Raw genomic sequence first — 25,826 nt, 5'->3', positions numbered from 1 at the left:
CATTTTGAGCTATATTTGAAAGAATGCGAATGGCGTTTTAATCACAGTGACTTAAAATCTCAAATATTCCTTTTAAAACAATTGGTTAAAGGGGGTTTAGGTTAGTTATCTAGGACAGCCCCTAATATTATCTTTACAAGCGGTCATTTTTCTCAAGTTTTTGCAAAAATTCACGAAAAAGAACCGCTTGTATTTTCATTACCAGCAGTAGTAGCAATAACGCCAGCCACTCCAACCGCCCCAATACATTTCTCTCTCGTAGTTCCAACGCATTTCTTCGAGTTCTTGTTGAGACTTATAGTTTTGCCACGCCATTTTATAGCAGGCTTGGAACATTGGATCGTTCACTTTTTCAGTATAACGCTTTTTAAATGCGGCTGCTTCTTTTTCGGTTTGACTAAGTGGCGGATTAAATTGCTGGTGTAGCAATTCTGCGGTTTCAACATCGCACTGTTTTGCCAGTTGCACTTGCAAATCTTGCTCCGATCTTACTTGTTTCGCTCTGCGTTCTGCTTGCTGCTCAGGTGTTAAAGCACAGGCAGTTAAAATGAATGAAAGCGAAAGAGTTAAACCTAATTTTGCTATTTTCATATCCAAATCCTTATATCCAAATTCTCTTAGTTGAATTGGTTATTTATTCTACTGCTTCTTGCTCATCTTCTTCAAGCTCATCAGCCATTGCACTCAAGGCATCACGGGTTAATTGAGCGAGAGCTTTATAAAAACCGCTATCAAAGGCTTCTACTTTGCCTAAAAATTGACTAGCACAAGGGAGTAAAAAGCGTTCAAATAGTGCTTTTTGTGCAAGTGTGGAGTCAAGGTTATCTTCCATCCACGAGGCAGTTAAAAGTAATAATGCGACGTGATCTACATTCTCTAATGCGGGCATTGCTCGCTCTTGGCGGAAGGCAACAAAATCTTCAACTGATAACCCATAGGCAGAAATTGTTGTAGCAATAGCTCCATTTTCTGTAAAAAGTGCTTGATAGCTTGCTTCTAATTGCGTAGGGTTAGCACTCTTTTGCAAGATAGTTAGGGCATTTTCGCTTTGGGTATCTGTGCTTAATGCCCAATGTTGGCGTAATCCGCCCTGTGTAAGCCAATTAAATGTGCCAGCGAGAATTGGATCGGTTGGGTTACGGTAAAATAAATTGCCAAATAGGCGGCAAAGTAGTGAAAAATCGTTGATGGTTGTTTCGCTCATAATATTAAATAAGTAAATAAAAGTCGTATTAGTATAACAGAACATCAGAGAGGACAGAATGAAATATATTGGGGCTCACGTTAGTGCTTCGGGTGGGGTAGAGAATGCGGTTCTACGTTCAGTAGAAATTGGTGCTAATGCTTTTGCTTTATTTACGAAAAATCAACGTCAGTGGCAAGCTCCGCCATTAAAGGGAGAGACCATTGAAAAATTTAAGCGATTTTGTGCCGTACATCATTTTTCAGCAGAGCAAATTTTGCCACACGATAGTTATTTAATTAACTTAGGCAATCCAGAAGCAGAAGCGTTAGCAAAATCTCGCACTGCATTTATTGATGAAATGAGTAGAGCGAATCAACTTGGTTTGAAATTGCTGAATTTTCACCCTGGCTCGCACTTAAAGCAAATTTCTGAACAAGATTGTTTAGCTCGAATTGCAGAATCGATTAATATCGCAGTTGAGAAAGTGCCAAATGTAGTAGCTGTCATTGAAAATACAGCAGGGCAAGGCTCTAATTTGGGATGGCATTTTGACCATTTAGCAAAAATTATCGAGCAAGTAGAAGATACAAGCCGTGTAGGGGTATGTTTGGATACTTGCCATTTATTTTCGGCTGGCTACGATATTAGCAGTTATGAAAAAAGTGAGATGGTATTTGATGATTTTAATCAAACGGTTGGTTTTCATTATTTAAGAGGAATGCACTTAAACGGCTCGAAAACGCCATTAGGTAGCCGAGTAGATAGACATCATACGTTAAGAGAAGGCACAATTGGCACAGAAGTTTTTGCATTTATTATGCAAAATTCAAAATTTGACCGTGTTCCGCTTATTTTAGAAACAGTTTTGCCTGAAATTTGGGCAGATGAAATAAAATTTCTTCGCACATTGGAACTAAAATAGGTTATACTGGTCTTAGATGTCGGTCTGGAGCAATCCAGACTTTTGCTTTGTATATTGTTCTGATCTTTTGAAGATCCTAAGTAAGGAATAAACCGCTGTAATTGTTCTGGCGAGACGAGATATTAATTATGAAAAAAAATCTTTTTGCAGTAACCCTAAAACCGTTATTCATCACTTCCATTTTAGCTGTTTTTGGTAGTTATTCTTCTATTGCTGTTGCGAGTTTAAGTACAAAACCAGCAACGCCAAATCAAATTGTTGCAAGTAAAGCAGAAAGATTATCTAAATCTTCTATCTCAACAAACCGCCCTCAACATTCCTCTCGTGCAGAACAAACTGCGAGTAACAGTAATCGTATTAATAGTGTTTATCGTAACTGGGTTGGCACACGTTACCGTATGGGGGGCCAACCAAAGCGGGCATTGATTACTCTGCTTTTGTCCGTGAAGTAATGGGGAAAGCATTCAATAAAAATATGCCTCGTTCAACCGCAGGACAGCGTCATATTGGACGTTCTATTTCAAAATCAGATTTACGCCCAGGCGATTTAGTTTTCTTCCGTAAAAACCACCATGTTGGTGTTTATATCGGTAATGGGAAATTTATCCACGCTAGCACAAGCCGTGGAGTAATGACAAGTTCATTATCGGAGCGTTACTGGTCAAGAACTTATACCCAATCTCGCCGAGTAATTTAATTAAAGATTGATAAGGACACTAAATGAGTGTCCTTATTTTATTTTCTATTTTATGCTGCACGCTGTTTACTTTGTGTAAATGCTCCACGGGTACGCATTTGATGTACTACATTGGTAATTACACCGGAAATTCTTATCTCATTCCAGTCAGTAATTCTCAAATTTGGTTCGCTTACATTTAATGAAAACAGGATTTTTTCATTCACACCTTGTGCATTTTCAAGCTCACTAAAGAATTGATAGAATTTATATTCGCCATTTTTTTCTAGTACCAATAAATCATTCACTAAATATTGATCGGTATTTTCTACAATCAGTAAATCATCCAGTTCAATTCCCCACGCAATTAAATTAGGATTTTTAACGTGAATAAAAAAAGTGTCCGTTGGGCGTTTAATACAGAGTGAATTAAGATCAAGTTTTACAGAACGACTGCTGTTAAAATCCCGATAAAGTGGAATTGGTTGATAAGACGCCGTTTGTGCTGAAATTTGTTTTAATGAAGCCATTGTAAGATCCCCTATCTGTCTTTTTATACAGGTTATTTTACTGTGCAAAAAAACAGTGTCAATACTTTATTTAAATTTTTTTGTAAATTTAACCAGTATTTTGACCGCTTGTTATTCTCTACCAAGCAACAAAAAAGCACCCCATTGGGTGCTTCTTCATATTAAAAGCTGTTATTATAGGCTTTCAGTGAAAGTACGAGTAATCACATCACGTTGTTGTTCAGGAGTTAGTGAGTTGAAACGCACTGCATAGCCTGAAACACGAATAGTTAATTGTGGATATTTCTCTGGGTTTTGAATAGCATCTTCTAATGTTTCACGGCGTAAAACATTCACGTTTAAGTGCTGACCACCTTCCACTTTGATAGTTGGTGCAACATTTACCGGTACTTCACGGTATGCGATGTCGCCTAATTCGCTGATGGCAACAATTTGATCTTCTTGGTAGCCCGCTTTAGCCGCTAAGCAACGAGCTTCGTTTTTAGCTTCATCTAATAACCAAAAAGAGTTTAATAAGTTGCTATTGTCTGATTTAGTGATTTGTACACCTTTAATCATTTTAGTTCTCCTATAAAGTTAAAAATTATGAAAAAAGTTTAAATGTTCAAATTTATTTGAAATTATTGTACCTCTTTTTAGATAAAAAGCGATAAAAATTTAACCATTTTTAGCTTAAAATATTCTACTTGAACAAAATTTAATCACAAGGGCGTTTTTATGAAAACTTGGACAGAAGCCTTAGGCGAAGAAAAGCAGAAAGATTATTTTCAACAGATTTTGCAATATGTTCATAATGAACGGTTGGCAGGAAAAGTGATCTATCCACCCCAAAATGAGGTATTTAGTGCTTTTGCTTTAACCGAATTTAGTGAGGTAAAGGTGGTGATTTTAGGGCAAGATCCATATCATGGGCCAAATCAAGCACACGGATTAGCGTTTTCTGTTAAGCCTCCCGTTGTTCCACCGCCATCTTTGTTGAATATGTATAAGGAATTATCCGATGATATTGAGGGATTTCAGATTCCACATCACGGCTATTTAATTGATTGGGCAAAACAAGGCGTGTTTATGCTAAATACTAGCCTGACTGTGGAGCAAGGTAGAGCAGGCTCGCATTCACAAATTGGTTGGGAAGCCTTTACTGATAAAGTTATTGCTCAATTAAATGAACACCGAGAGAATTTAGTTTTTTTACTTTGGGGCAGCCACGCTCAGCGAAAAGGACAGTTTATTGATCGCAATCGCCACTGTGTATTAGCTTCTCCACACCCATCGCCACTATCTGCTTATCGTGGATTTTTTGGCTGTAAACATTTTTCAAAAGCAAATAATTACTTGATTTCAAAACAAATATTCCCAATTAATTGGCAACTACAGATTGAAATTTAATCATTCATTTAAAGGAGAAAAATGATGGAATTTGAACTACCGTTTTTAGGTTTGGCATTTGTGATTTTGGTATTGGTTGTATTAACTTCAACCATCAAAATTGTGCCACAGGGGTATCATTGGACAATCGAACGTTTCGGGCGTTATACCAAAACCCTCACACCGGGACTGAATATTGTATTACCTTTTATTGACAGAGTAGGTCGAAAAATCAATATGATGGAACAGGTGTTAGATATTCCTTCGCAAGAGGTTATTTCTCGTGATAATGCTAGCGTGTCGATTGATGCAGTCTGCTTTGTGCAAACCATTGATGCCCGCCGAGCAGCTTATGAAGTGAATAATTTAGAGCAGGCGATTGTTAATTTAACTATGACGAATATGCGTACTGTACTAGGTTCGATGGATTTAGATGATATGCTTTCGCAGCGTGATGTTATTAATAGTCGCTTGCTTTCGATTGTTGATGAAGCCACTAATATTTGGGGCGTGAAAGTAACTCGTATCGAAATTCGTGATGTTCGCCCACCAAAAGAATTAGTGGCGGCGATGAATGCTCAAATGAAAGCAGAACGTAATAAGCGTGCAGATATTTTAGAAGCAGAAGGGATTCGACAAGCGGAAATCTTGCGTGCCGAAGGTGAAAAGCAATCTCGTATTTTAAAAGCAGAGGGTGAACGTCAAGAAGCATTTTTACAAGCAGAAGCTCGAGAACGTGCAGCGGAAGCAGAGGCAAAAGCAACTCAAATGGTATCTGACGCTATCGCCAAAGGAGATACCACCGCTATTAATTATTTCATCGCCCAAAAATACACAGAAGCATTGAAAGATATTGGCTCGGCAGAAAACAGCAAAGTGGTGCTAATGCCATTAGAGGCCAGCAACTTAATCGGCTCTGTGGCAGGTGTTGCTGAATTATTAAAAGGGACTCAAAATAGTAGCAAGTAATTCTGCTTTTACAAGGAGAAAATATGGAGTGGCTATTTAATTGGAACAGTTGGTTAATTCTAGGCTTTGTATTACTGGCGTTAGAATTAATCATTCCCGGTGTATTTATTATGTGGTGGGGGCTTTCTGCTATTTTACTAGCAGTGCTAGTCTGGCTATTGCCTGAGTTATCTGTGGGTATTCAAATTAGCGGCTTCGCCATACTTGCTATTTTCTTTAGCCTGATTTGGTGGAAGTATCAACATTCTAAAGACAAGCAAGATGATAAATTTACCTCGCTCAATTCAAGAGAACAATCAATGATTGGTATGCAAGGTGTTATTGTTGAGATTTTGGAAAATGGTATTGCCAGAGGCAAGTTCGGCGATACCACTTGGCGAGTTATTGGCTCAGAACTTCATTTAGGTGATAAAGTACAAGTTCAACGTGTTGATGGGATTACCTTGTATGTAACCAAAGTGATTTAATAAAAACAAGCGGCCAAAAAAAGCATCGCTTTTTGTAGCAGCTTGTTGCATTTCTAAAGCTCTTTTATCAAATTCAAAATCCGCTTATCAGAAATCGGATATTTCGTGCCAAGCTGTTGAGCAAACAGGCTGACCCGCAGTTCTTCAATCATATAGCGAATTTCCAAGACCTCATCAGGAACGGCTTTCGATTTCGGTAATTTGTTTAACAGCTGTTTATAGGCTTCTTGCACCTGTTCGACCCGTAGCATTTTGGCTCGGTCGGTGTTGCTATCGAGCAGCAACTTGTCTAAACGGCGTTCAATTGCGGTGAGGTAGCGGTGCAGATCGCCTAAGCGTTGGTAGCCGGTTTGCGTCACAAAATTCGGATAAATCAGCCCGTCAATTTGAGCTTTAATATCGCTTAACGCAAATGCCATTGTGAAATCCAGCTTGCCTTTTAAGCGTTTGCTCAGCTCATAAGCCAGCGTTAAACATTTCTCCACCTGTTTAGCAATTTCCACCGTTGTCTCATTCAGATTTGCCCGAATGTGTTCGTGCAGTTGGTTGAATTTCTCTTCGTTCCAGACAAAACCGCCGAAATCATCAATCAATTTATCCACTGCACAGGCGATACAGTCGTCAATCAGCTCCATCACTTTGCCGAATGGGGCGAAATATAAACCGAGTTTGGCTTTATTCGGCAGTTTTTCGTGCAGATATTTAATCGGCGATGGCACATTCAACAATAGCAGACGGCGTAAACCTGCCCGCATTGCCCGTGCTTGTTCAAACTCCGTTTCAAATAGCTTCACGCCAACCGCCGTTTGCTCATCAACAATCGCAGGGTAGGCTTTCACGCTGAAATGGGCTTTTTTCTGCTCGTAGAATTGCGGTAGTTCGGCAAAATTCCAAATATGCACGCCACTCTGCTCAATGCCGTCATCGGCAATGTTGGAAAGTGTGTTCTGCACCTCATCTTTGAGGGCAAATTTCAGTTCGTCTAAGTTTTCGCTCTCTTGCAGTTTCTTGCCTTTGTCGTCCACCACACGGAAAGTCATTCGCAAATGTGGCGGCAGCTGGCTGATGTCCCACTGCTCAATATCTACCAGCACGCCCGTCATTCGGCGAAGTTCGTAACTTAAACTCTCCAACAACGGCTTTTTAAACGGCTCGGCACGCCCTAAAAATGCATCGGTATAGTTCGGTGCCGGCACAAAATTTCGGCGGAGCGATTTCGGCAAGCTCTTAATCAGCGACACAATCAGCTCGTGGCGAAGTCCCGGTATTTGCCAATCAAAGCCTTCGGGTTCGACTTGGTTGAGCAACGGCAGTGGAATATGCACCGTCACGCCATCGTGATCTTTCCCCACTTCAAACTGATAGCTGAGTTTGAGTTTCAGGTCATTTTGATGCCAGAAATTCGGGAAATCCAGCTCGCTCGCCAAGTTGGCGTTATCATTAATTAAGAACGATTTTTCAAAATTGAGCAGTTCAGGATCGTTTTTCGAGGCGGTTTTCCACCACGAATCAAAGTGTTTGGCGGAAACCACTTCCGTGCCGACCCGCTGGTCATAAAACTCAAACAGTACCTGCTCGTCCACCAAAATATCACGGCGGCGAGATTTGTGTTCCAACGCTTCCACTTCACGGATCAAGCGGTGATTTTCTTTGAAAAATTTGTAATTGTTATGCCACTCGCCTTCCACCAATGCCGAGCGGATAAAAATTTCACGGCTGACACTAGGGTCAATCGAGCCATAATTGACAGGGCGTTGTGCCACAATCGGAATGCCGAACAGTGAGACTTTTTCCGATGCCATCACCGCTCCTTTGGACTTCGCCCAGTGCGGTTCGCTATAACTGGATTTGGTTAAATGCACCGCCAACGGTTCGACCCATTCCGGCTCAATCCGTGCCACCATTCGCCCCCAGAGTTTAGTGGTTTCTACTAATTCCGCTGCCATCACCCATTTCGGCTGTTTTTTGAAAAGCACCGAGTTCGGGAAGATAAAGAAGTGAGCGTTTCTCGCCCCTAAATAGTGCATTTTTTCGTTATCTTTCAAGCCGATATGCGACAGCAAGCCGGTCAGCAGAGCGGTATGAATCGGCTGATAAGCTGCCGGTTCACTGTTAATTTTCAGCCCCATTTCCCGCACTGCGAGGCGGAGTTGGTGATAAATATCCTGCCACTCCCGCACACGGTTGTAGTTGAGGTAATCCTTACGGCAAAGGTTGCGGAACTGGTTTTTCGACAGCTCTTTTTGTTGGGTTTGAATAAAGTGCCACAAATTCACAAACGCCAAGAAATCGCTCTCTTTATCGGCAAAACGGCGATGTTTGTCGTCCGCCGACTGTTGTTTCTCCTGCGGACGTTCTCGAGGATCTTGGATAGAGAGAGCAGAGACGATCATCATCACTTCGTGCAATGAGCCGTTTTTCGCCGCTTCCACAATCATTCGGCCTAAACGGGGATCGACAGGAAGTTGAGCGAGTTGGCGGCCGATTTGGGTAAGACGATGTGTAGGGACACCACGCTTGGTGTCCGTTGCGACATTTTTTGCGGACGCCAAGCGTGGCGTCCCTACGGCGATAGCACCTAATTCTTCAAGTAACCGAATCCCGTCCTGAATCTGACGGCTATCAGGAGCATCAACAAACGGGAACGAGGCAATGTCGCTCAATCCAAGCGAGGTCATCTGCAAAATCACCGAAGCCAAGTTGGTTCGCAAAATTTCTGGATCGGTAAACTTCGGGCGGCCGTTGAAATCTTCCTCTGAGTAGAGGCGGATACAGATCCCCTCTGAAATCCGCCCACAACGCCCCTTTCGCTGGTTGGCAGAGGCTTGAGAAATCGGCTCAATCGGCAACCGCTGTACTTTGGTGCGGTAGCTATAACGGGAAATCCGAGCCGTACCCGTATCAATCACATATTTGATATTCGGAATGGTAAGCGAGGTTTCCGCCACATTGGTTGCCAGAATAATGCGATTTAAGCCGCCACTTGGCTGGAAAATCCGTTGCTGTTCTGATGCTGACAAACGGGCGTAGAGTGGCAGAATTTCGGTGTGGCGAAGTTCCTGTTTTTGAAGGGCTTCGGCGGTGTCCCGAATTTCTCGTTCGCCGTTCATAAAAATGAGAATATCGCCTCGCCCTTCTGCTTGTAGCTCATCAACCGCATTTAAAACCCCTTGCAGTTGGTCTTGATCTTCCTCTTCAACAATCGGACGATAACGTACTTCCACAGGGAAAGTCCGCCCAGACACTTCAATAATCGGGGCATTGTTAAAATGTTTGGAGAAGCGTTCCACATCAATGGTGGCGGAGGTGATGATCACTTTCAGATCAGGGCGTTTGTGCAAAATTTGCTTTAAATAGCCCAAGATGAAATCGTTATTCAGCGAACGCTCGTGAGCTTCGTCAATAATCAGCGTATCGTACTGATTGAGGTAGCGATCGTGCTGAATTTCAGCCAGCAGAATACCGTCTGTCATCAGTTTAACAAGGCTGTTTTCGCTGACCTGATCGTTAAAACGGACTTTATAACCGATCGTCTCACCCAGCTCCGATTTCAGCTCTTCGGCAATACGGGTCGCCACAGAACGAGCGGCAATTCGGCGAGGCTGGGTATGGCCGATTAAGCCCTTCACGCCTCGCCCCAGCTCCAAGCACATTTTCGGCAACTGGGTGGTTTTGCCCGAACCGGTTTCACCCGCAATGACGACTACTTGATTTTCTGCAATCAGCTTTAAAATTTCTTCACGGCGGGCAGAAACCGGCAGATCGGGATAGTCGATTTTGAGGTTTTGAGCGTGCTGTTGGCGGGCGAAAAAGCGAGCCTGACAAGCATTAAGATCTTGCTGAATTTCGTCTAAAACTGATCGCTTGTTTGCTTCATTTTTGATATTTTCCGCCCCTTTTAATCGGCCGAGCAGACGGCGGAAATCGCTGGTGGTGATATTTTCCAGTTTGACAAGCGGTTGATTTTTCTGCTTTTTATGCAACAGTTCAGTCATTATGATTTTCCTAACACAAGCGATAAAATACCGGCGGCAATCAGAGGCCCGACAGGTACGCCTTTAAATAATGCTACACCGATAATCGTACCAATCAGCAGTCCAGTGACTAATACAGGCTGATTGCCCATCAAGCTCACGCCTCGTCCACCAAGCCACGCTACCAGTACGCCGGCAAGAATCGAAAAGAGCATTTGCCAGTTTAGCAATCCGCTTAAATCGGGCAGGGTAATCCGCCCCGACACCAGCGGACTGAGAACACCGATGGTGAGAATAATAATCCCGATTTTTAAACCGTATTGATCGACAAACGGAATGTATTTAGACAGCAGGGTTTGTTGCATAATCAGCAACACCGCAGCGGAAATTGTGACTGCACTGTTCTGGCTGACTAAACCCAGTATAATCAGTACCACTAAAAGTAGGGCAACAGAGTTGAATTGTAATGTCATCGTTATCTAAAATGTAAAAACCCTTACCTCAAAGAAGTAAGGGCGGTTAAAAGAATGGAGGCTAGTTGATAAATTTCATTAGGCTCATCATAATCCCAACACCGGCGACAATTAATCCCGCCATTTTATAGAGCATATTATTAAAACTCTCTTGTAGGCGATTTTCTAATTGGGCAATTCTTAATTCGAATTCCTGTTTGGTTAGAAGTTGGCTTTGACTCTGCTCCAATGCCCTATCTAGGGCATCAGCAAATGCCTCCGCCATTTCCTGCGTTTGGTTGGCTTCTTGCAAGCGTTTGACAAAACGCAATTTATCAAATCGTAGGCTCATTGTCGCTTCCATATTAATTTCCTCTTGTGGTTAAGTTATTAATCAATCTAGCATAACCACAAGTAGGCGTTTGGGTTAATTTTGTGATCTTTGTCGAAAATCTAAAATTTAGTTTGCTACCATTACCATTGCTGGGCGAATCACTCGTCTGTGTAAAGTGTAACCTTTTTGTAATACAGTGCTAATATGGTTTGATTCAACTCCTTCGGCAGGCTGCATTGAAATGGCTTCGTGTAATTCTGGATTGAATGCTTCGCCTACTTCGCCAATCGCTACTACACCAAATTTAGCAAGGGTATTGATGAACTCTTTGTGAGTCATCTCAACACCATCAACTAGAGCTTGGGTGGTTTCATCAGTAACGGCTTTATCTAATGCATCTAAGCCACGTTCTAGGTTATCAACTACATTTAACAACTCTTTCGAGAATTTCTCTAAAGCAAATTTGTGAGCTTTTTCTACATCTTGTTCTGTACGTCGGCGAATATTTTGAATTTCTGCCTGAGCTCGTAATTGAATATCCTGCTCACGTTTATCCGCTTCTGCAATATAGGCTTCTAATTCAGCAATGCGAACTTGAGCAAGTGCTAAAGGATTTTCTTGCGGTGTATTTTGTTCTTCTTGCTGAGTTTCTGCATTTACAACTTCAGCTTGAATGTCTTCTTGTTTTATTTCTTCTTGTAAGTTTTCATTTTGAGTGGTCATTCTTAATCCTCTTAACACCTAATAGAAAGTACAAAGTTTTCTCTAATATAGCGATAAATTAAGGGATTTCAAGCTCATTATTACGTTTTTTTACCAAAAAATTACATTTCTTGATAAGAAAAGTCTTGCAAAATCTAAGAGGTAGCTTAAAATCCCCCTAGTCTTTAACGCCCTTAGGCAAGGCTATATTTTTTAATCACTTTTCTTTAACGGAGAAAACTTAAATGAAAAAATTAGCGGGTTTATTTGCAGCAGGTTTAGCAACAGTTGCATTAACAGCGTGTAATGAAGAAAAAGCAGCAGGCACAACTGCGGCAGAAGCGAAACCTCAAGCAACAAATCAAACAGTTCATCTTTATACTTGGACTGAGTATGTTCCTGAAGGCTTGTTAGATGACTTTACAAAAGAAACCGGTATTAAAGTAGAAGTTTCAAGTCTTGAATCTAACGAAACAATGTACGCTAAATTAAAATTACAAGGTAAGGATGGTGGTTATGATGTTATTGCACCATCAAACTACTTTGTTTCTAAAATGGCTAAAGAAGGAATGTTAGCAGAATTAGATCACGCTCAACTTCCTGTAATTAAAGAATTAAACCAAGATTGGTTAAATAAACCTTACGATCAAGGTAATAAATATTCACTACCTCAACTATTAGGTGCACCGGGTATTGCATTTAGCACAGCTGATTATAAAGGCGATACTTTCACTTCTTGGGGAGATTTATGGAAACCTGAGTTTGCGAATAAAATCCAATTATTAGATGATGCTCGTGAAGTATTCAACCTTGCATTATTAAAATTAGGTAAAAGCCCTAATACAACAGATCCAGAAGAAATCAAAGCAGCTTACGAGGAGCTATTAAAACTTCGTCCAAACATTCTTGCTTTCAACTCAGATAACCCTGCAAACGCATTTATTTCTGGTGAAGTATCAGTAGGTCAGTTATGGAATGGTTCTGTGCGTATTGCGAAGAAAGAAAACGCGCCTATTGATATGATATTCCCACAAGAAGGTCCTGTTCTTTGGGTGGATACTTTAGCAATTCCTGCAAATGCAAAAAACAAAGAAAACGCACATAAATTAATCAACTACTTATTAAGTGCAAAAGTAGCTGAAAAATTAACGTTAGAAATTGGCTATCCAACTTCAAACGTTGAAGCGTTAAAAGTATTACCAAAAGAGATTACTGAAGATCCATCAATTTACCCAACAGCGGATATTTTACAAAAATCTCAATGGCAAGATGACGTAGGCGATGCTATTGAGCTTTACGAAAAATACTACCAAGAGTTAAAAGTAGCGAAATAATAACTGAGTAATGCTAAAGCCTCCGAGGAGCAATCTTCGGAGGTTTTCTTTTGAGTTGAAAAAAATTTGGAAAAAACGACCGCTTTCTAAGGTAAAATAACCAGTCCGCCTAGATTTTAAGAGGTTACTATGAATTTAAGATGGCAAGAATAACCACAAAATGCCCGTAAATTATTTAAATGTAGAAGATCAGACTTGATCTGACAATTCACTCTAAAAAGTGAGAGTTCCAAATTGGCAAGATGATGACGTAACCAAATCGAACGTACACCTCCTGCTGAAACAAAGATGCCTTGTTTACGGAGTTCGTTACTTACTCTTACCTGCCGAAATGCCGGGTTATCAAGAGCAAACTTCACAACAGCTTGCTCTATTGCCTCATCAACACGATTTTTTAAGTTGGGAACGCGTCTATTTTGATTCAGCAATGCTTCAACACCACCTTGCTCAACCGCTTGTTGATAACGATAGAATGTATCTCGGCTCATTCCCATTACTTTGCAGGCTTTAGAAATATTACCCAGTTCTTCTGCTAAATTTAATAAACCGGTCTTGTGTTTAATGAGAGGGTTGTTAGAATAAAACATGAGAGTTTCCTTTTTGTTTAGATTGATTTTTGACACTCATATTCTAAACGGGAAACTCTCACTTTTTAGAGTGAATTGTCAGATCAAGTCTGATCTTCTACAGATTAATAAATATAAAAAATGATCTGACCCCAAAAAGTTAGACTCATCTAATTCAAGGACTGAGTTCTGTATTCCACAGGACTGAGTCCTTTTAGTTTCACTTGAATACGTTCATTGTTGTAGTAATAAATGTATTCGTGAATCGTTTGTTTAAGCTCAGCAAGCGTGTTAAACCGTTTGCCAAAGTAACATTCCGTTTTGAGTCGCCCGAAAAAGCTTTCCATTGCACTGTTATCCAAGCAATTTCCCTTTCTTGACATACTTTGTCTAATGCCATTTTGTTGGCAGATTGCCTGAAAACCTAACATTTGATATTGCCAACCTTGGTCGGAATGTAATATCGGTGTCGACCCGTTAAGCCTTGCCACCGCTTGATTCATCATTCTAGTTATCTGCCCAAAATTCGGGTTTTCTGCCAAGTCATAGGCGATAATTTCGCCATTAAATCTTGCTGTAAGCGATTTTCTGCAATCCGACCCACTTCTCCTTGATACGAGCGATATTTTCGGTACTTGCATTTCCCTTTCAACCCCAATGTTTGCATTATCGCTTGGACTTTTTTATGGTTAATTTTCCGGATTTTTCTCAATATCAGCGTGATACGACGATAGCCATAGTTACCCTTGTTTTCGTGATAAATTTCAGCCACTTTCTGTACAATCGCGGCATTTTTATCCACTTTATCCGCAAGATAGTAAAAGAATGTGCTGCGTTTTAAGCCGATAAGGTGTAACAAGATTTCTAGTGGAAATTGCACTCGTAATGCCTTTACGACATTGGCTTTTTCCGCATTTTGGCTTGGTTGAATTCCTGTAACTTTTTTAGAATCGCATTCTCCGCTTCAAGCTCCAAAATACGGTAACGCAAGCGTTCTTCCTCGGTTTTCGGTGGGGGGAAGGCATTTTCGGGTATTTCGGTTTCATTGACGGACGCCCTTTTGATTTAGGTAATAAGCCGTTTATACCCTTTTTCTCAAAGGCTTGCAACCATTGGCTGATAAGAGCGGGGGAAGGAATACCAAAATGCAAAGCGGCTTTCTTTGTAGAAAATTGCCCGTTTTTAACCGCCTGTATCACAGATAATTTGAATTCGGAGGAGTAAGTTTGCTTTTTACCTAAAACAGCTAACCCATTGAAACCATAATGATGATATTGGTTAATCCAAAGTCGTAATGTGCTTTTCTCCAGCTGAAAATGCTGACGAGTAAGCGAGTGATTTTTTCCGGTTTGAAGATAAAATTCGATCACTTGTTGTTTGAAAGATTGGTTGTATTTAGTCATAAAAAAATCTGCACCTTAATCAGTTGGTTATTTAGTCCAACTTTTGGGGGGCAGATCAAAGGAAGTGGTTTTGTATAAACTAAATCGTTGCTAACGCATCTCGTGCTTTTAGAATTGGTCTAAAGATGTAATCAATAATTCTCATATGACCAGCTTCTAATTCTGCTTCTACCACCATACCTGTTCGGATCTCCAATCCTTTTTCTTTCCATTGTTGCAAGGATTCAGGCGATATTTCTAATGAAACCACATAACTAGGCGGAGCATTTCTATCTTCTTTATCAGGCACGGTATCCGCACCAATTTTAACCACTTTTCCTAGCATAGTACCGTAAATACTATAATCATAAGCGGTTAATTTGAGTGAAGCTCTCATATCAGGCACAACATAACCGATATCTTTCGGCGTTACACGAGCTTCTACTAACAAATTCCCATCATTTGGTACAATTTCTAAAATAGTTTGTCCAGGGTTTACTACCGCACCAATGGTGTTGAAGTGAATTTGGTTTACAGTACCGCTTGAAGGCGAAACAATCGTTGCTCTATCTAGCTGATCTTGCACTGTTTTAATGCTTTCATTCGCTAAGGCTAATTGTGATACTGCATCAGATAGCTCTTGAGCTCGTTTTTTGTGTGTGTCAGAAAAGTAATTTTCTCTTTCTGTTCTGATATTATTGAGAGCTTGTTGTTGTGCAAGGATATCTCTTTTGGGTACAGCACCACTATTTTCAAATCGTGAAAGATTATTTAACTCTTGCTGTTTTAAAGAAATTTGAGAATCATAGTTTTTTGCTCTCGTAAGGTATTCTTCCACCTTTGTCGAAAGTAGGCTTCTTTCTGCATCAACGAGATCCGGATAAGCCTCTTGATAACCTTTTGGAATAGCAAAACTTTTTGCATTTTCAGCTTCTGCTTGTAATCTTAATTTTCTTAATGTGAAAGTAGCGATTTTTTTCTCAATTTCTTCTAACTGAGCTTGATATCTTGTTGTATCAAGTTCTGCCAATACTTGGCCAGTTTCTATATTATCCCCCTCGCTCACATTGAGCTGAATTAAAATTCCACCCTCTAAGTTTTGTACAATTTGTGTTCTTTCGTGAGACACAACTTTACCATTTGCTCTCACAACACGGCTAAATTGGGTTAGATATGACCAAACTAGCAATGCACTCAATAAAAACACAATAACCCAAAGTAATTTATTACTTTTTTTAGGTGGTTTAATTTCTTTTGTTAAATCTCTCATATTCCAACCTTAATTATTTTGTTCTGGCTGATTGTTTTGAGCCTTTTGAATTCTATTTAATACTTCATCTCTCGGACCATCAGCAATCACGTAACCATCGGCAATCACAATAATACGATCAACCATTGCTAAAATTGGCATTCGATGTGTAACCGTAATAAAGGTTTTATCTTTAGAGAAATTCGCTAAGGTATTAATGATAGAACCTTCGATATTTGGGTCTAAACTTGCGGTTGGTTCGTCAAGTAATAAAATTTTACTATCACTTAACAGCATTCTGGCAAGCTGAACACTTTGTTTTTGCCCAACAGATAAACCTCTACCGCCATCTTTAATCATTAAATCTAAACCGTGTGGGTGAGAGGTTAAAAAGTTGGCTAACCCAGTTTGAGATAACACACCCATAATTTTCTGATCGCTAATGTTCGGATTATTAAAGGTTAAATTCTGTCTTAACGTACCGCTAAATAATTGAATTTCCTGATTAACCACCGAGATAGCATTTCTAATATCGTTACTAAATATTTGGCGGATATCAATACCATCAATTTTTACTTCCCCTGAGTTAGGGTATTGTAAACCTGATAAAAGACGTAAGAAAGTAGATTTACCTGAACCATTTGGTCCTAAAATACCAATTTTCTCGCCCGGTCTAATCACAAGATTTTGCACCTGTAATGCAGGTTTAGAATCTTTATCGTACTGATAAATCACATTTCTTAATTCAAAGAAGCCGTTGATATTTTGACGACGTAATTTCTGCTGCTCAACAGGATCGTCTTGCTCTGACTCCGCAATTAAATCTAGCTCTTTTAAAGAAGATTTGACTTGAGCCCAACGAATTAAAAGCGAGCTTAAACGAGCAACAGGGGCAAGAGTACGAGAAACAAGAATACTCATTGCAATAATTGCACCCATTGTCATTTTGCCATCAAACGCATAATAAACGGCGGTTGATACCGTTAATACATAAGCAATTTGCTGAACACTAGCAGCCCATTGAGTTAAATGAGACACTAAAGCACGCTGACGCATTGAAATATCAGCAATAATCTCACTAATATCGTCCCATTGTTGCGTAAAGAAACGTTGTGATTTAGTCACTTTAATCACATCTAATTGATAGCTTACCTCGTTAAATAAACGGTTAGCTGCGGTGCGTGAGCCTAATGTTTCTTTTACGATATTCATCATTTTCTTTCTAAATAGAATAGGTGGAATAACCATAAATAACATTGCAATAATAGAAACCCAAACAACATTACCGCCAATCGCATAAATAACAAAAATGAATAACAACACAAATGGAATATCAACCAAAGAACCAACAGCCGCTTCGGTAAAAAATTCACGGATTGAGTTAAAATCTCGCATCATTTGGCTTAAATGGTTAGGCGTTGGTGTTTCATTTTTCAATCTCAAGCCTAGTAAGCGACGTAGTAACAAGCTAGTTGCTTGAATATCAATTCGCTTACCACTAAAGTCTAATAAATGCGAACGAATAATTCTAAGCGTTGCCTCTAATGCAAAGGCAATCATAACCCCAATAAGTAATGCCCATAAGGTTTCTTCAGACTTATTAGGAATAACTCTGTCGTAAACTTGTAACGAGAAGAAAGAGGTAATTAATGCTAAAATATTGGCAAAAAGCGTAGCAATTAATACTTTGGTAAATACGCCTTTTTCTAAAGAGAAGATAGACCAAAACCAATGTTTCTTTTCAACAGGAATAGATTGTTCTAAATAAATTCTATCAATTTGCTTTCTAATCAGCAGAGCAGGTAAGTTGATTGAAGCAAGCACATCATCGCTTTTCAACTCAATGGTTTCGCCAAAATTAATAGAAGCAAAAGAAATAATATTATTTGTTGAGTTAATATCAGTTATAACCGCATAATTACATTGAGAGTTTTCTTTTTTCAATTCAACAATGCAAGGTACAGGCAAGTTTAATAAGTGTTTATCAGATAAACTAATATTTAATTGAAAATCTTCACTAAATCGAGGGTTATTCTGAACTTCGCTAAAAGAGTTGAGTTCGGCTAGTTCATCAGCAACCAGCTCAACTCCAATATGATTTGCCTGAATTTTAATAGCTTCAGGTAAAGTTAAATGCCAACTAGGTGTTACGTTCTTATTATCCATTTTCTACTCTGATGTGTTAAAGATAGAGCCATTCGTAATACGAATTTTGCTTGCTTTCAAGTTTAATAATTGAGCTTGTAGCGAAATTAATTGCTGACGAGTTTGAAGTAATGTTCTATGAGCAGATAAACCATCAGACAATGTCGCTGTGCCTGCTTCAAACTCAGAATCAAATACACCTATCGCACTCATTCCTTTCTTTTCTAACCCTAAAAGGGTGTTTTTATTATTGTTTAAACGATTAGTCTCTAATTCAATTCGCTTATTTTCGGTTTCTAACTGAGTTTCAATTTGAGTAACTTTACGATTTGCCGCTTTATAAGCAGATTCAGCCGCATTTACTGTTGCAGAACGAGCAAACACAGAAGTAGGTAATTGGAATGAAACACCTACAGTGTGAACAGAGCTACCATTGGTTGCTTTACCAACTTCGCCCTCTAAAACTAAGTGTGGATAAATATCGCTTTCGGCTTGCTGGAATTGAGCATAAGCAATCTCTTTATTGATTTCAGCTTGTCTTAATTGCAGAGATTCATTACCCAAATCAGGTAAAATCTGTGAAGTGATACTATACAAACTTGGAATATCATTTAATGTAATTGGCGACATCAATTTTGCTGAGAGTAAATCCAAATTTAACGCAATTTCAATATTAATAGCGTCTAACTCAGATTTAAGTTCAGCCAATCTCAAATTTAATGTGTTAGATTCTGAAGCGGTGGACATACCTGCTTCAAATCGCACATCCGCCAAACCAGATAGTTTAGAAATAGAAGCAATAGAAGAACTCAATAGTTTGCTATTTTCCACCAATGAAGAAATTTTAACTACCGCTTCAACAGTTGAAGCAATAACTTCTCGCTCTTCAATAAAAAATTCTAATTGAGAGTTATCCACCCCAAGCTCGCCCTGTTTCTCTTTATGTTTTGCAGAGCCAAAATCCCATAATGTATAACTTGCATTTGCACCAATGTAAGGGCTTGTTTGGCTTGAATAACGGGCAACAGGGCGAATAGAAGGCCAGTTATTTTTGCGGATAATCTCTGCTTCTGCTTTTCGTTGCTCAATCACACTTGGCAATGAAGATACATTTTGATTGTATTCTAAAGCGGAATTAATAATAGATAAGAAAGAGTTATAACCTTGAGATTGTAGCGATGGAGATTTAACTGTATTAGGTGTACTTACAGGAAGGCTAGCAGATGAATTACCGCCATCAGCACTACAAATTGAACAGGCTTGGCCACTAACCTCGAAATTATGTTGATTTTGGCTACTACAAGCACTTAAAAAAGTGGCAGAGCTAACCAATAAGAGTAGTTTTTTCATAGAAATGGATACAATTTAATTAAAGTAAAATAATAAATGGCTAATTATATTCAGTTATTCATTTAAAAAATAGCGTTTTATTTTACAAATTTGTCAGGAAATGTAAAACCTATAATGGAACAAGGTTATTTAATAGCCTTCCTATAATTTTTATTATAGAATGTAGTATGCTAATGCGTATGCTAATGCTAATGCTAATGCTAATGCTAATGCTAATGCTAATGCTAATGCTAATGCTAATGCTAATGCTAATGCTAATGCTAATGCTAATGCTAATGCTAATGCTAATGCTAATGCTAATGCTAATGCTAATGCTAATGCTAATGCTAATGCTAATGCTAATGCTAATGCTAATGCTAATGCTAATGCTAATGCTAATGCTAATGCTAATGCTAATGCTAATGCTAATGCTAATGCTAATGCTAATGCTAATGCTAATGCTAATGCTAATGCTAATGCTAATGCTAATGCTAATGCTAATGCTAATGCTAATGCTAATGCTAATGCTAATGCTAATGCTAATGCTAATGCTAATGCTAATGCTAATGCTAATGCTAATGCTAATGCTAATGCTAATGCTAATGCTAATGCTAATGCTAATGCTAATGCTAATGCTAATGCTAATGCTAATGCTAATGCTAATGCTAATGCTAATGCTAATGCTAATGCTAATGCTAATGCTAATGCTAATGCTAATGCTAATGCTAATGCTAATGCTAATGCTAATGCTAATGCTAATGCTAATGCTAATGCTAATGCTAATGCTAATGCTAATGCTAATGCTAATGCTAATGCTAATGCTAATGCTAATGCTAATGCTAATGCTAATGCTAATGCTAATGCTAATGCTAATGCTAATGCTAATGCTAATGCTAATGCTAATGCTAATGCTAATGCTAATGCTAATGCTAATGCTAATGCTAATGCTAATGCTAATGCTAATGCTAATGCTAATGCTAATGCTAATGCTAATGCTAATGCTAATGCTAATGCTAATGCTAATGCTAATGCTAATGCTAATGCTAATGCTAATGCTAATGCTAATGCTAATGCTAATGCTAAAAGTGTGGCTAAGGCATAATTTAAAAATTATGAGATATTTTCATAATTACTAAGACTAAAACGTCTTGAAAATTTCATAATCAGAATGAGGAATTTATATGAATATTAATGTTGGACAATCTGCTAAAGTAGTATTGCCTGTTAAAGCTACTTCTATTAAGAAAACAGTAAAAGTAGGTAATAACTTAGAAGTACATCTAGCAAATGGTAGTGTTATTACTTTAGAGAACTATTTCCCAAATAAACCTGAGTTATTAACAAACGAAGGTAACAACCAAGTTACAGAATTAACTATTAGTGATAATGGTGAAGTTGTGGGCATCAAAGAACTAAGTGCCGAAGAAACAGCTTCTATGCTAGGTAATGCTTACTCATCATTAAGCTCATCACCTAACGACATTCTATTACTATCAGAAAGCGAAGCCTCTGCAGCTGCAGTAGGTGCAAAATCATATACTGCAGAAGTAATTGGTGCATCTGCTGCACTATTAGCTGGTATTTTTATTGCAGGAAGAGATAAATCAAGCTCTGACAACAAATCTGCAACAGTGAATAAACCAAAAACAACAACTGAGCGTATTGATACTGATGGCAATGGTACATTAGATACTGAAGTCATTACTGAGCATGATGCAAGCGGTCAAATTACGAAAGAAATTCGCAAAACTGATGCAAATGGTAATGGCAACCCTGAAAAAGTGGTTACAACCAAAACTAATCCAGATGGTAGCAAAACAGTAACTACAGAAGAAAGCACTAAAGATGATGGTGTTTATGATAAATCAGTTGAAATTACCACTAAGTCAGATGGTAGCAAAACGACTGTAGAAAGCACAGATACTACAGGCGATGGTAAAAAAGATACCACTGTTACTACTGAAACAGATAAAAACGGCAATGTAACTTCTACTAAAAAAGTAGTTGATAAAGATCAAGACGGCAATCCAGAAGAAACAACTAAAACTGAGACTAAGCCAGACGGTACAAAAGTAACTACTGAAACCAAAGATCAAAATGATGATGGTAAAGTAGATAGTACAGTAACCAAAACTGAAAACCCAGATGGTTCTTCAACAAAAGAAGAAACCAAAGCTGATGGTACAACAACTGTAACCAAAGATGACGGCAAAGGTAATACTTCAATAGAAACTAAGAACCCAGATGGCTCTTCAACTAAAGAAGAGAAAAATGCTGACGGTTCAATCAAAACCACAGAAGATGATGGTAAAGGCACAACTGTAACCAAAACTGATGATGGAAAAGGTAATACCTCAACAGAAACTAAGAACCCAGATGGCTCTTCAACTAAAGAAGAGAAAAATGCTGACGGTTCAATCAAAACCACAGAAGATGATGGTAAAGGCACAACTGTAACCAAAACTGATGATGGAAAAGGTAATACCTCAACAGAAACTAAGAACCCAGATGGCTCTTCAACGAAAGATGAAACCAAAGCTGACGGCACAACAGTAAAAACTGAAAACGACGGCAAAGGCAACACATCAACAGAAACTAAAAAACCAGATGGTTCTACAACAAAAGAAGAAACCAAAGCTGATGGTACAACAACTGTAACCAAAGATGACGGCAAAGGTAATACTTCAACAGAAACTAAGAACCCAGATGGCTCTTCAACTAAAGAAGAGAAAAATGCTGACGGTTCAACCAAAACCACAGAAGATGATGGTAAAGGCACAACTGTAACCAAAACTGATGATGGAAAAGGTAATACCTCAACAGAAACTAAGAACCCAGATGGCTCTTCAACTAAAGATGAAACCAAAGCTGACGGCACAACAGTAAAAACTGAAAACGACGGCAAAGGCAACACATCAACAGAAACTAAAAAACCAGATGGTTCTACAACCAAAGAAGATACTAAAGCTGATGGTACGACTACTGTAACCAAAACTGATGATGGAAAAGGTAATACCTCAACAGAAACCAAGAACCCAGATGGCTTTTCAACGAAAGATGAAACCAAAGCTGACGGCACAACAGTAAAAACTGAAAACGACGGCAAAGGCAACACATCAACAGAAACTAAAAAACCAGATGGTTCTACAACCAAAGAAGATACTAAAGCTGATGGTTCGACTACTGTAACCAAAGATGACGGCAAAGGTAACACTTCAACAGAAACTAAGAACCCAGATGGCTCTTCAACTAAAGAAGAAACTAAAGCTGATGGTACAACTTCTGTAACTAAAGATGACGGCAAAGGTAACACTTCAACAGAAACTAAGAACCCAGATGGCTCTTCAACTAAAGAAGAAACTAAAGCTGATGGTACAACATCGACAGAAACTACTAAGCCAAACGGTGAAACTACATCTGTAACTAAACACCCTGATGGTTCAACCACAACTACAACCACTAAGCCAAATGAAGATGGTTCAACTACTGCTACTATTGTTAATAAAGACAAAGATGGCAAAGAGATTGAAACAACCGTTAAAGTAACACAGCCTAATGGTTCATCAGTAGCGGAAACAACTCGCCCAGACGGTACAAGTACAACAGTTACCGATAACGGTAAAGGTACAACCACAACGGTAAACCGTGATTCAAATGGTGATGTAACTGATACTACAACAACAGTTACTAAACCAGACGGATCATCTGTTTCTACAACGAAAAATGCAGATGGTACAAGCTCAACTACCACAACTAAACCAAACAAAGATGGTAGCACAACAGCAACAACAGTAGAAAAAGATGCAGGTGGTAAAACTACTGCAACTACGGTAACTAACACCAAGCCAAACGGTGATGTAACATCTGAAACTAAATACCCAGATGGTACGAGCAAAACTGTAACCAAAACAGATACTAATGGTGATGGCAAACAAGACACCACAGTTACAACTGAGAAAGATAAAAACGGCAAAGTAACTTCAACGGAAACAGCTGTTGATTTATCTCCAACTGATGGTAATCCTGAAACTGTAACTAAAGTTGAGCCACAGGCTGATGGCAGCACTAAAACAACAATCATCAAAGATGAAAACTCTGATGGTGTAGTTGATAGTGTAACTGAAAGCACTACTAAACCAGATGGTTCTACTACTTCTGTTACTGAACACAAAGATGAAAACGGCAACAAAACAGGTACAACTGAAACTACAACCACTCCAGATGGTAAAGGCGGTTCAACCTCTAACAGTGTACACAAAGATGCCGACGGCAACGTAACAGGTACTACTGAAAGCACAACTACACCAGACGGCAAAGGTGGTTCAACTACACACACGACCGAAAAAGACAAAAATGGTGAAGTAACTTCAACTACTGAGAAGCAAACCAATGCAGATGGTAGTTCAACATCTGAGACTAAATATCCAGACGGATCTAGCTCAACGACTAAAGACGATGGTAAAGGCACGACTGAGACTGAAAATAAAGACAAAGACGGCAACGTAACCTCAACTGAAAAAGTCGTAGATACTAATCCGAAAGACGGTAATCCTGAAAGTGTAACCAAAGATGAAACTAATGCTGATGGTACTAAAGTAACTACCGAAACCAAAGACGAAAACTCTGATGGTAATGCGGAAAGTCAAACTACTACCACAACTCGTCCTGATGGTTCTTCAACAACAGAAGAGAAGAAAGACACTACAGGTGATGGCAAGTTAGATACTACAATCACAACCGAAAAAGATGAAAAAGGTAATACAACATCTACTACAACGGTGGTTGATAAAGATGGTGATGGTAATGCAGAAAGCACTACTACAGTAACTAACAACCCAGACGGTAGCACTACAACAACAGTTGCTGAAGATAAAAATGATGATGGTACTGTAGATACAACCACCACGACAACAACACGTCCTGATGGTAGTTCAACTACAACTGTAGAAAACCAAGACGGCTCAACTTCAACAACTGAAGATGACGGAAAAGGTACAGTAACCAAAACTGAAAAAGATAAAGAAGGCAATGTAACCGATACCACAGAAGTGACGCACGATGATGGCAGCAAAACGACAATCATCAATCGTCCAGATGGCACAACTTCAATTATTGAAGATGATGGCAAAGGTACAGTTACAACAACTGAACAGGGTAAAGATGGTAAAGAAACTTCATCTACAACAACAGTAGATAAAGACCAAGACGGTAATCCAGAAAGTACAACGAATGTTGAAACTAAACCAGATGGCACAAAAGTAACTACTGAAACTAAAGATGAAAATGATGACGGTAAAGTAGATAGCCAAACTACAACAACCGAACGTCCTGATGGCACTTCTACAACAGTAGAGAAGAAAGACACTACAGGCGACGGCAAGTTAGATACGACAATCACAACCGAAAAAGACGAAGATGGTAAAACAACTTCAACTAAAACGGAAAAAGATGAAGATCTAGATGGTAACCCAGAAAGTACAACAACGGTAATTAACAACCCAGATGGTATAAAAGTAACGACTGAAACCACAGATAAAGATGACGATGGCAATGTAGATAGCACAACGACTACAACGACACGTCCTGATGGCAGCTCAACGTCTAAAACTGAAAATACTGACGGCTCAACTTCAACAACTGAAGCCGACGGTAAGGGTAATGCTGTAACTAAGACTGACGACGGCAAAGGTAATACTTCAACTGAAACTAAGCGTCCGGACGGTAGTTCAACGACTATTGCGGATAAAGCTGATGGTTCAACTGAAAAAACTGAAAACGACGGCAAAGGCACAACTGCAACTGTAAAAGATGACGGTAAAGAAATCAGTGGTACAACTAAACCAAACGCAACTGTAACTGTTACAGATGCAAATGGTAACAAGTTGGGCGAAGCTGTAGCTGATAGTGAAGGTAAATACAATATTCCACTAGATCCATCGAAAACAGATGGTGAAACCATCAATGTAACTGTGAAAGATCCTGTTACTGGCACAACAACCACAACACCTATCACAGCATTTGATACAACACCACCAGCGAAGCCAACTGATGAAAATACAAACACTCAAGGCGATAAAGCGAGTGGCACAGTAACTGTATCAGGCACAACAGAGCCAGGTGCAACAGTAGTTATTAAAGACGAAGCTGGAAAAGTAATCGGCACAGGCAAAGCAGATGATAAGACAGGTGCATACAATGTAACCCTAGATGATCCAAGCAAAGCCAAAGACGGCGAAACTTT

18 protein-coding genes and 4 pseudogenes are annotated in these 25,826 nt (G+C 39.2%); 9 read left to right on the top strand and 13 right to left on the bottom strand.

Annotated elements, in window-relative coordinates:
- Positions 1 to 105: pseudogene (locus tag ACERCF_RS10560) on the top strand (IS1595 family transposase); the annotation flags it as partial.
- Between the two features lie 93 nt (positions 106 to 198).
- Here the strand turns inward: ACERCF_RS10560 and ACERCF_RS10555 are convergent.
- Positions 199 to 591, bottom strand: coding sequence for a hypothetical protein (locus ACERCF_RS10555; RefSeq protein ID WP_373625541.1), 393 nt, complete (start codon positions 589 to 591; stop codon positions 199 to 201).
- A 43-nt stretch (positions 592 to 634) separates the two neighbouring features.
- A complete protein-coding gene (locus ACERCF_RS10550) occupies positions 635 to 1,204 on the bottom strand; it encodes a TorD/DmsD family molecular chaperone (RefSeq protein WP_373611290.1) in 570 nt (189 codons plus the stop codon).
- Between the two features lie 58 nt (positions 1,205 to 1,262).
- Here ACERCF_RS10550 and nfo point away from each other — a divergent pair, with 58 nt between their 5' ends.
- Complete coding sequence (gene nfo, locus ACERCF_RS10545; RefSeq protein ID WP_373625540.1) at positions 1,263 to 2,108, top strand: deoxyribonuclease IV; 846 nt, start codon at positions 1,263 to 1,265, stop codon at positions 2,106 to 2,108.
- Positions 2,109 to 2,236: 128 nt separating this feature from the next.
- Positions 2,237 to 2,805, top strand: a pseudogene (locus ACERCF_RS10540) (C40 family peptidase).
- Between the two features lie 50 nt (positions 2,806 to 2,855).
- Here the strand turns inward: ACERCF_RS10540 and ACERCF_RS10535 are convergent.
- Together ACERCF_RS10535 and grcA are read right to left on the bottom strand one after the other, a co-directional pair.
- Positions 2,856 to 3,314, bottom strand: a complete 459-nt coding sequence (locus ACERCF_RS10535) for a LexA family protein (RefSeq protein WP_373625539.1) — start codon at positions 3,312 to 3,314, stop codon at positions 2,856 to 2,858.
- 174 nt (positions 3,315 to 3,488) lie between these two features.
- Positions 3,489 to 3,872, bottom strand: coding sequence for an autonomous glycyl radical cofactor GrcA (gene grcA / locus ACERCF_RS10530; protein WP_373611293.1), 384 nt, complete (start codon positions 3,870 to 3,872; stop codon positions 3,489 to 3,491).
- A gap of 159 nt (positions 3,873 to 4,031) precedes the next feature.
- Here grcA and ung point away from each other — a divergent pair, with 159 nt between their 5' ends.
- From ung to ACERCF_RS10515, 3 genes are read left to right on the top strand one after another with little or no spacing between them, the layout of a single operon-like run.
- Positions 4,032 to 4,703, top strand: a complete 672-nt coding sequence (ung, locus tag ACERCF_RS10525) for a uracil-DNA glycosylase (RefSeq protein WP_373625538.1) — start codon at positions 4,032 to 4,034, stop codon at positions 4,701 to 4,703.
- Positions 4,704 to 4,724: 21 nt separating this feature from the next.
- Positions 4,725 to 5,651 carry an SPFH domain-containing protein gene (locus ACERCF_RS10520; RefSeq protein ID WP_373625537.1) on the top strand — a complete coding sequence of 309 codons (927 nt, stop codon included), beginning with the start codon at positions 4,725 to 4,727 and terminating at the stop codon, positions 5,649 to 5,651.
- A 23-nt stretch (positions 5,652 to 5,674) separates the two neighbouring features.
- A complete protein-coding gene (locus ACERCF_RS10515; protein ID WP_373625535.1) occupies positions 5,675 to 6,118 on the top strand; it encodes an NfeD family protein in 444 nt (147 codons plus the stop codon).
- A 53-nt stretch (positions 6,119 to 6,171) separates the two neighbouring features.
- On the opposite strand, the gene hrpA is transcribed toward ACERCF_RS10515, so the two are convergent.
- From hrpA to grpE, 4 genes are all read right to left on the bottom strand, one after another.
- Positions 6,172 to 10,113 carry an ATP-dependent RNA helicase HrpA gene (gene hrpA, locus ACERCF_RS10510; RefSeq protein ID WP_373625534.1) on the bottom strand — a complete coding sequence of 1,314 codons (3,942 nt, stop codon included), beginning with the start codon at positions 10,111 to 10,113 and terminating at the stop codon, positions 6,172 to 6,174.
- A complete protein-coding gene (locus ACERCF_RS10505; protein ID WP_373611298.1) occupies positions 10,113 to 10,565 on the bottom strand; it encodes a DUF441 domain-containing protein in 453 nt (150 codons plus the stop codon). The genes hrpA and ACERCF_RS10505 overlap by 1 nt, the downstream gene beginning before the upstream one ends.
- A 61-nt stretch (positions 10,566 to 10,626) precedes the next feature.
- Positions 10,627 to 10,908, bottom strand: coding sequence for a CCDC90 family protein (locus ACERCF_RS10500; RefSeq protein WP_373611299.1), 282 nt, complete (start codon positions 10,906 to 10,908; stop codon positions 10,627 to 10,629).
- 96 nt (positions 10,909 to 11,004) lie between these two features.
- Positions 11,005 to 11,601, bottom strand: a complete 597-nt coding sequence (gene grpE, locus ACERCF_RS10495) for a nucleotide exchange factor GrpE (RefSeq protein WP_373625533.1) — start codon at positions 11,599 to 11,601, stop codon at positions 11,005 to 11,007.
- A 224-nt stretch (positions 11,602 to 11,825) separates the two neighbouring features.
- Between grpE and ACERCF_RS10490 the strand changes: the two genes are divergently transcribed.
- Complete coding sequence (locus tag ACERCF_RS10490; protein WP_373625532.1) at positions 11,826 to 12,914, top strand: extracellular solute-binding protein; 1,089 nt, start codon at positions 11,826 to 11,828, stop codon at positions 12,912 to 12,914.
- Between the two features lie 197 nt (positions 12,915 to 13,111).
- Here ACERCF_RS10490 and ACERCF_RS10485 read toward each other — a convergent pair.
- The 5 genes and pseudogenes from ACERCF_RS10485 to ACERCF_RS10465 form a co-directional block, all read right to left on the bottom strand.
- Positions 13,112 to 13,501, bottom strand: a pseudogene (locus tag ACERCF_RS10485) (helix-turn-helix domain-containing protein); the annotation flags it as partial.
- 149 nt (positions 13,502 to 13,650) lie between these two features.
- A pseudogene (locus ACERCF_RS10480) lies at positions 13,651 to 14,883 on the bottom strand (IS3 family transposase).
- Positions 14,884 to 14,962: 79 nt separating this feature from the next.
- Positions 14,963 to 16,132: a beta-barrel domain-containing protein gene (locus ACERCF_RS10475; protein ID WP_373612183.1), complete on the bottom strand. Its 1,170-nt coding sequence runs from the start codon at positions 16,130 to 16,132 to the stop codon at positions 14,963 to 14,965.
- 9 nt (positions 16,133 to 16,141) lie between these two features.
- Entirely contained in the window at positions 16,142 to 18,277 is a 2,136-nt protein-coding gene (locus ACERCF_RS10470) for an ATP-binding cassette domain-containing protein (RefSeq protein ID WP_373612184.1), read from the bottom strand.
- 3 nt (positions 18,278 to 18,280) lie between these two features.
- Positions 18,281 to 19,606, bottom strand: a complete 1,326-nt coding sequence (locus tag ACERCF_RS10465) for a TolC family protein (RefSeq protein ID WP_373612185.1) — start codon at positions 19,604 to 19,606, stop codon at positions 18,281 to 18,283.
- Positions 19,607 to 19,773: 167 nt separating this feature from the next.
- Between ACERCF_RS10465 and ACERCF_RS10460 the strand changes: the two genes are divergently transcribed.
- Positions 19,774 to 20,721: a hypothetical protein gene (locus ACERCF_RS10460; RefSeq protein ID WP_373625531.1), complete on the top strand. Its 948-nt coding sequence runs from the start codon at positions 19,774 to 19,776 to the stop codon at positions 20,719 to 20,721.
- A gap of 45 nt (positions 20,722 to 20,766) precedes the next feature.
- The coding region (locus tag ACERCF_RS10455; protein WP_373625530.1) for an Ig-like domain-containing protein at positions 20,767 to 25,826 on the top strand (5,060 nt) is incomplete at its 3' end.

This window comes from Mannheimia kashgarensis, from assembly GCF_041807705.1.
Classification (GTDB): Bacteria; Pseudomonadota; Gammaproteobacteria; order Enterobacterales; family Pasteurellaceae; genus Mannheimia.
Note: the sequence above shows the minus strand (reverse complement) of the source record. Positions and strands in the feature narration are given on the sequence as shown.

Excerpts from the sequence above, each read along its gene's own strand:
- grpE (WP_373625533.1), bottom strand. The coding sequence starts at position 11,601 with ATGACCACTCAAAATGAAAACTTACAAGAAGAAATAAAACAAGAAGAC.
- ACERCF_RS10550 (WP_373611290.1), bottom strand. The coding sequence starts at position 1,204 with ATGAGCGAAACAACCATCAACGATTTTTCACTACTTTGCCGCCTATTT.
- ACERCF_RS10460 (WP_373625531.1), top strand. The coding sequence starts at position 19,774 with ATGCTAATGCGTATGCTAATGCTAATGCTAATGCTAATGCTAATGCTA.
- ACERCF_RS10535 (WP_373625539.1), bottom strand. The coding sequence starts at position 3,314 with ATGGCTTCATTAAAACAAATTTCAGCACAAACGGCGTCTTATCAACCA.
- hrpA (WP_373625534.1), bottom strand. The coding sequence starts at position 10,113 with ATGACTGAACTGTTGCATAAAAAGCAGAAAAATCAACCGCTTGTCAAA.
- ACERCF_RS10465 (WP_373612185.1), bottom strand. The coding sequence starts at position 19,606 with ATGAAAAAACTACTCTTATTGGTTAGCTCTGCCACTTTTTTAAGTGCT.
- ung (WP_373625538.1), top strand. The coding sequence starts at position 4,032 with ATGAAAACTTGGACAGAAGCCTTAGGCGAAGAAAAGCAGAAAGATTAT.
- ACERCF_RS10505 (WP_373611298.1), bottom strand. The coding sequence starts at position 10,565 with ATGACATTACAATTCAACTCTGTTGCCCTACTTTTAGTGGTACTGATT.
- ACERCF_RS10490 (WP_373625532.1), top strand. The coding sequence starts at position 11,826 with ATGAAAAAATTAGCGGGTTTATTTGCAGCAGGTTTAGCAACAGTTGCA.
- ACERCF_RS10500 (WP_373611299.1), bottom strand. The coding sequence starts at position 10,908 with ATGGAAGCGACAATGAGCCTACGATTTGATAAATTGCGTTTTGTCAAA.
- ACERCF_RS10470 (WP_373612184.1), bottom strand. The coding sequence starts at position 18,277 with ATGGATAATAAGAACGTAACACCTAGTTGGCATTTAACTTTACCTGAA.
- ACERCF_RS10475 (WP_373612183.1), bottom strand. The coding sequence starts at position 16,132 with ATGAGAGATTTAACAAAAGAAATTAAACCACCTAAAAAAAGTAATAAA.
- ACERCF_RS10515 (WP_373625535.1), top strand. The coding sequence starts at position 5,675 with ATGGAGTGGCTATTTAATTGGAACAGTTGGTTAATTCTAGGCTTTGTA.
- ACERCF_RS10520 (WP_373625537.1), top strand. The coding sequence starts at position 4,725 with ATGATGGAATTTGAACTACCGTTTTTAGGTTTGGCATTTGTGATTTTG.
- grcA (WP_373611293.1), bottom strand. The coding sequence starts at position 3,872 with ATGATTAAAGGTGTACAAATCACTAAATCAGACAATAGCAACTTATTA.
- nfo (WP_373625540.1), top strand. The coding sequence starts at position 1,263 with ATGAAATATATTGGGGCTCACGTTAGTGCTTCGGGTGGGGTAGAGAAT.
- ACERCF_RS10555 (WP_373625541.1), bottom strand. The coding sequence starts at position 591 with ATGAAAATAGCAAAATTAGGTTTAACTCTTTCGCTTTCATTCATTTTA.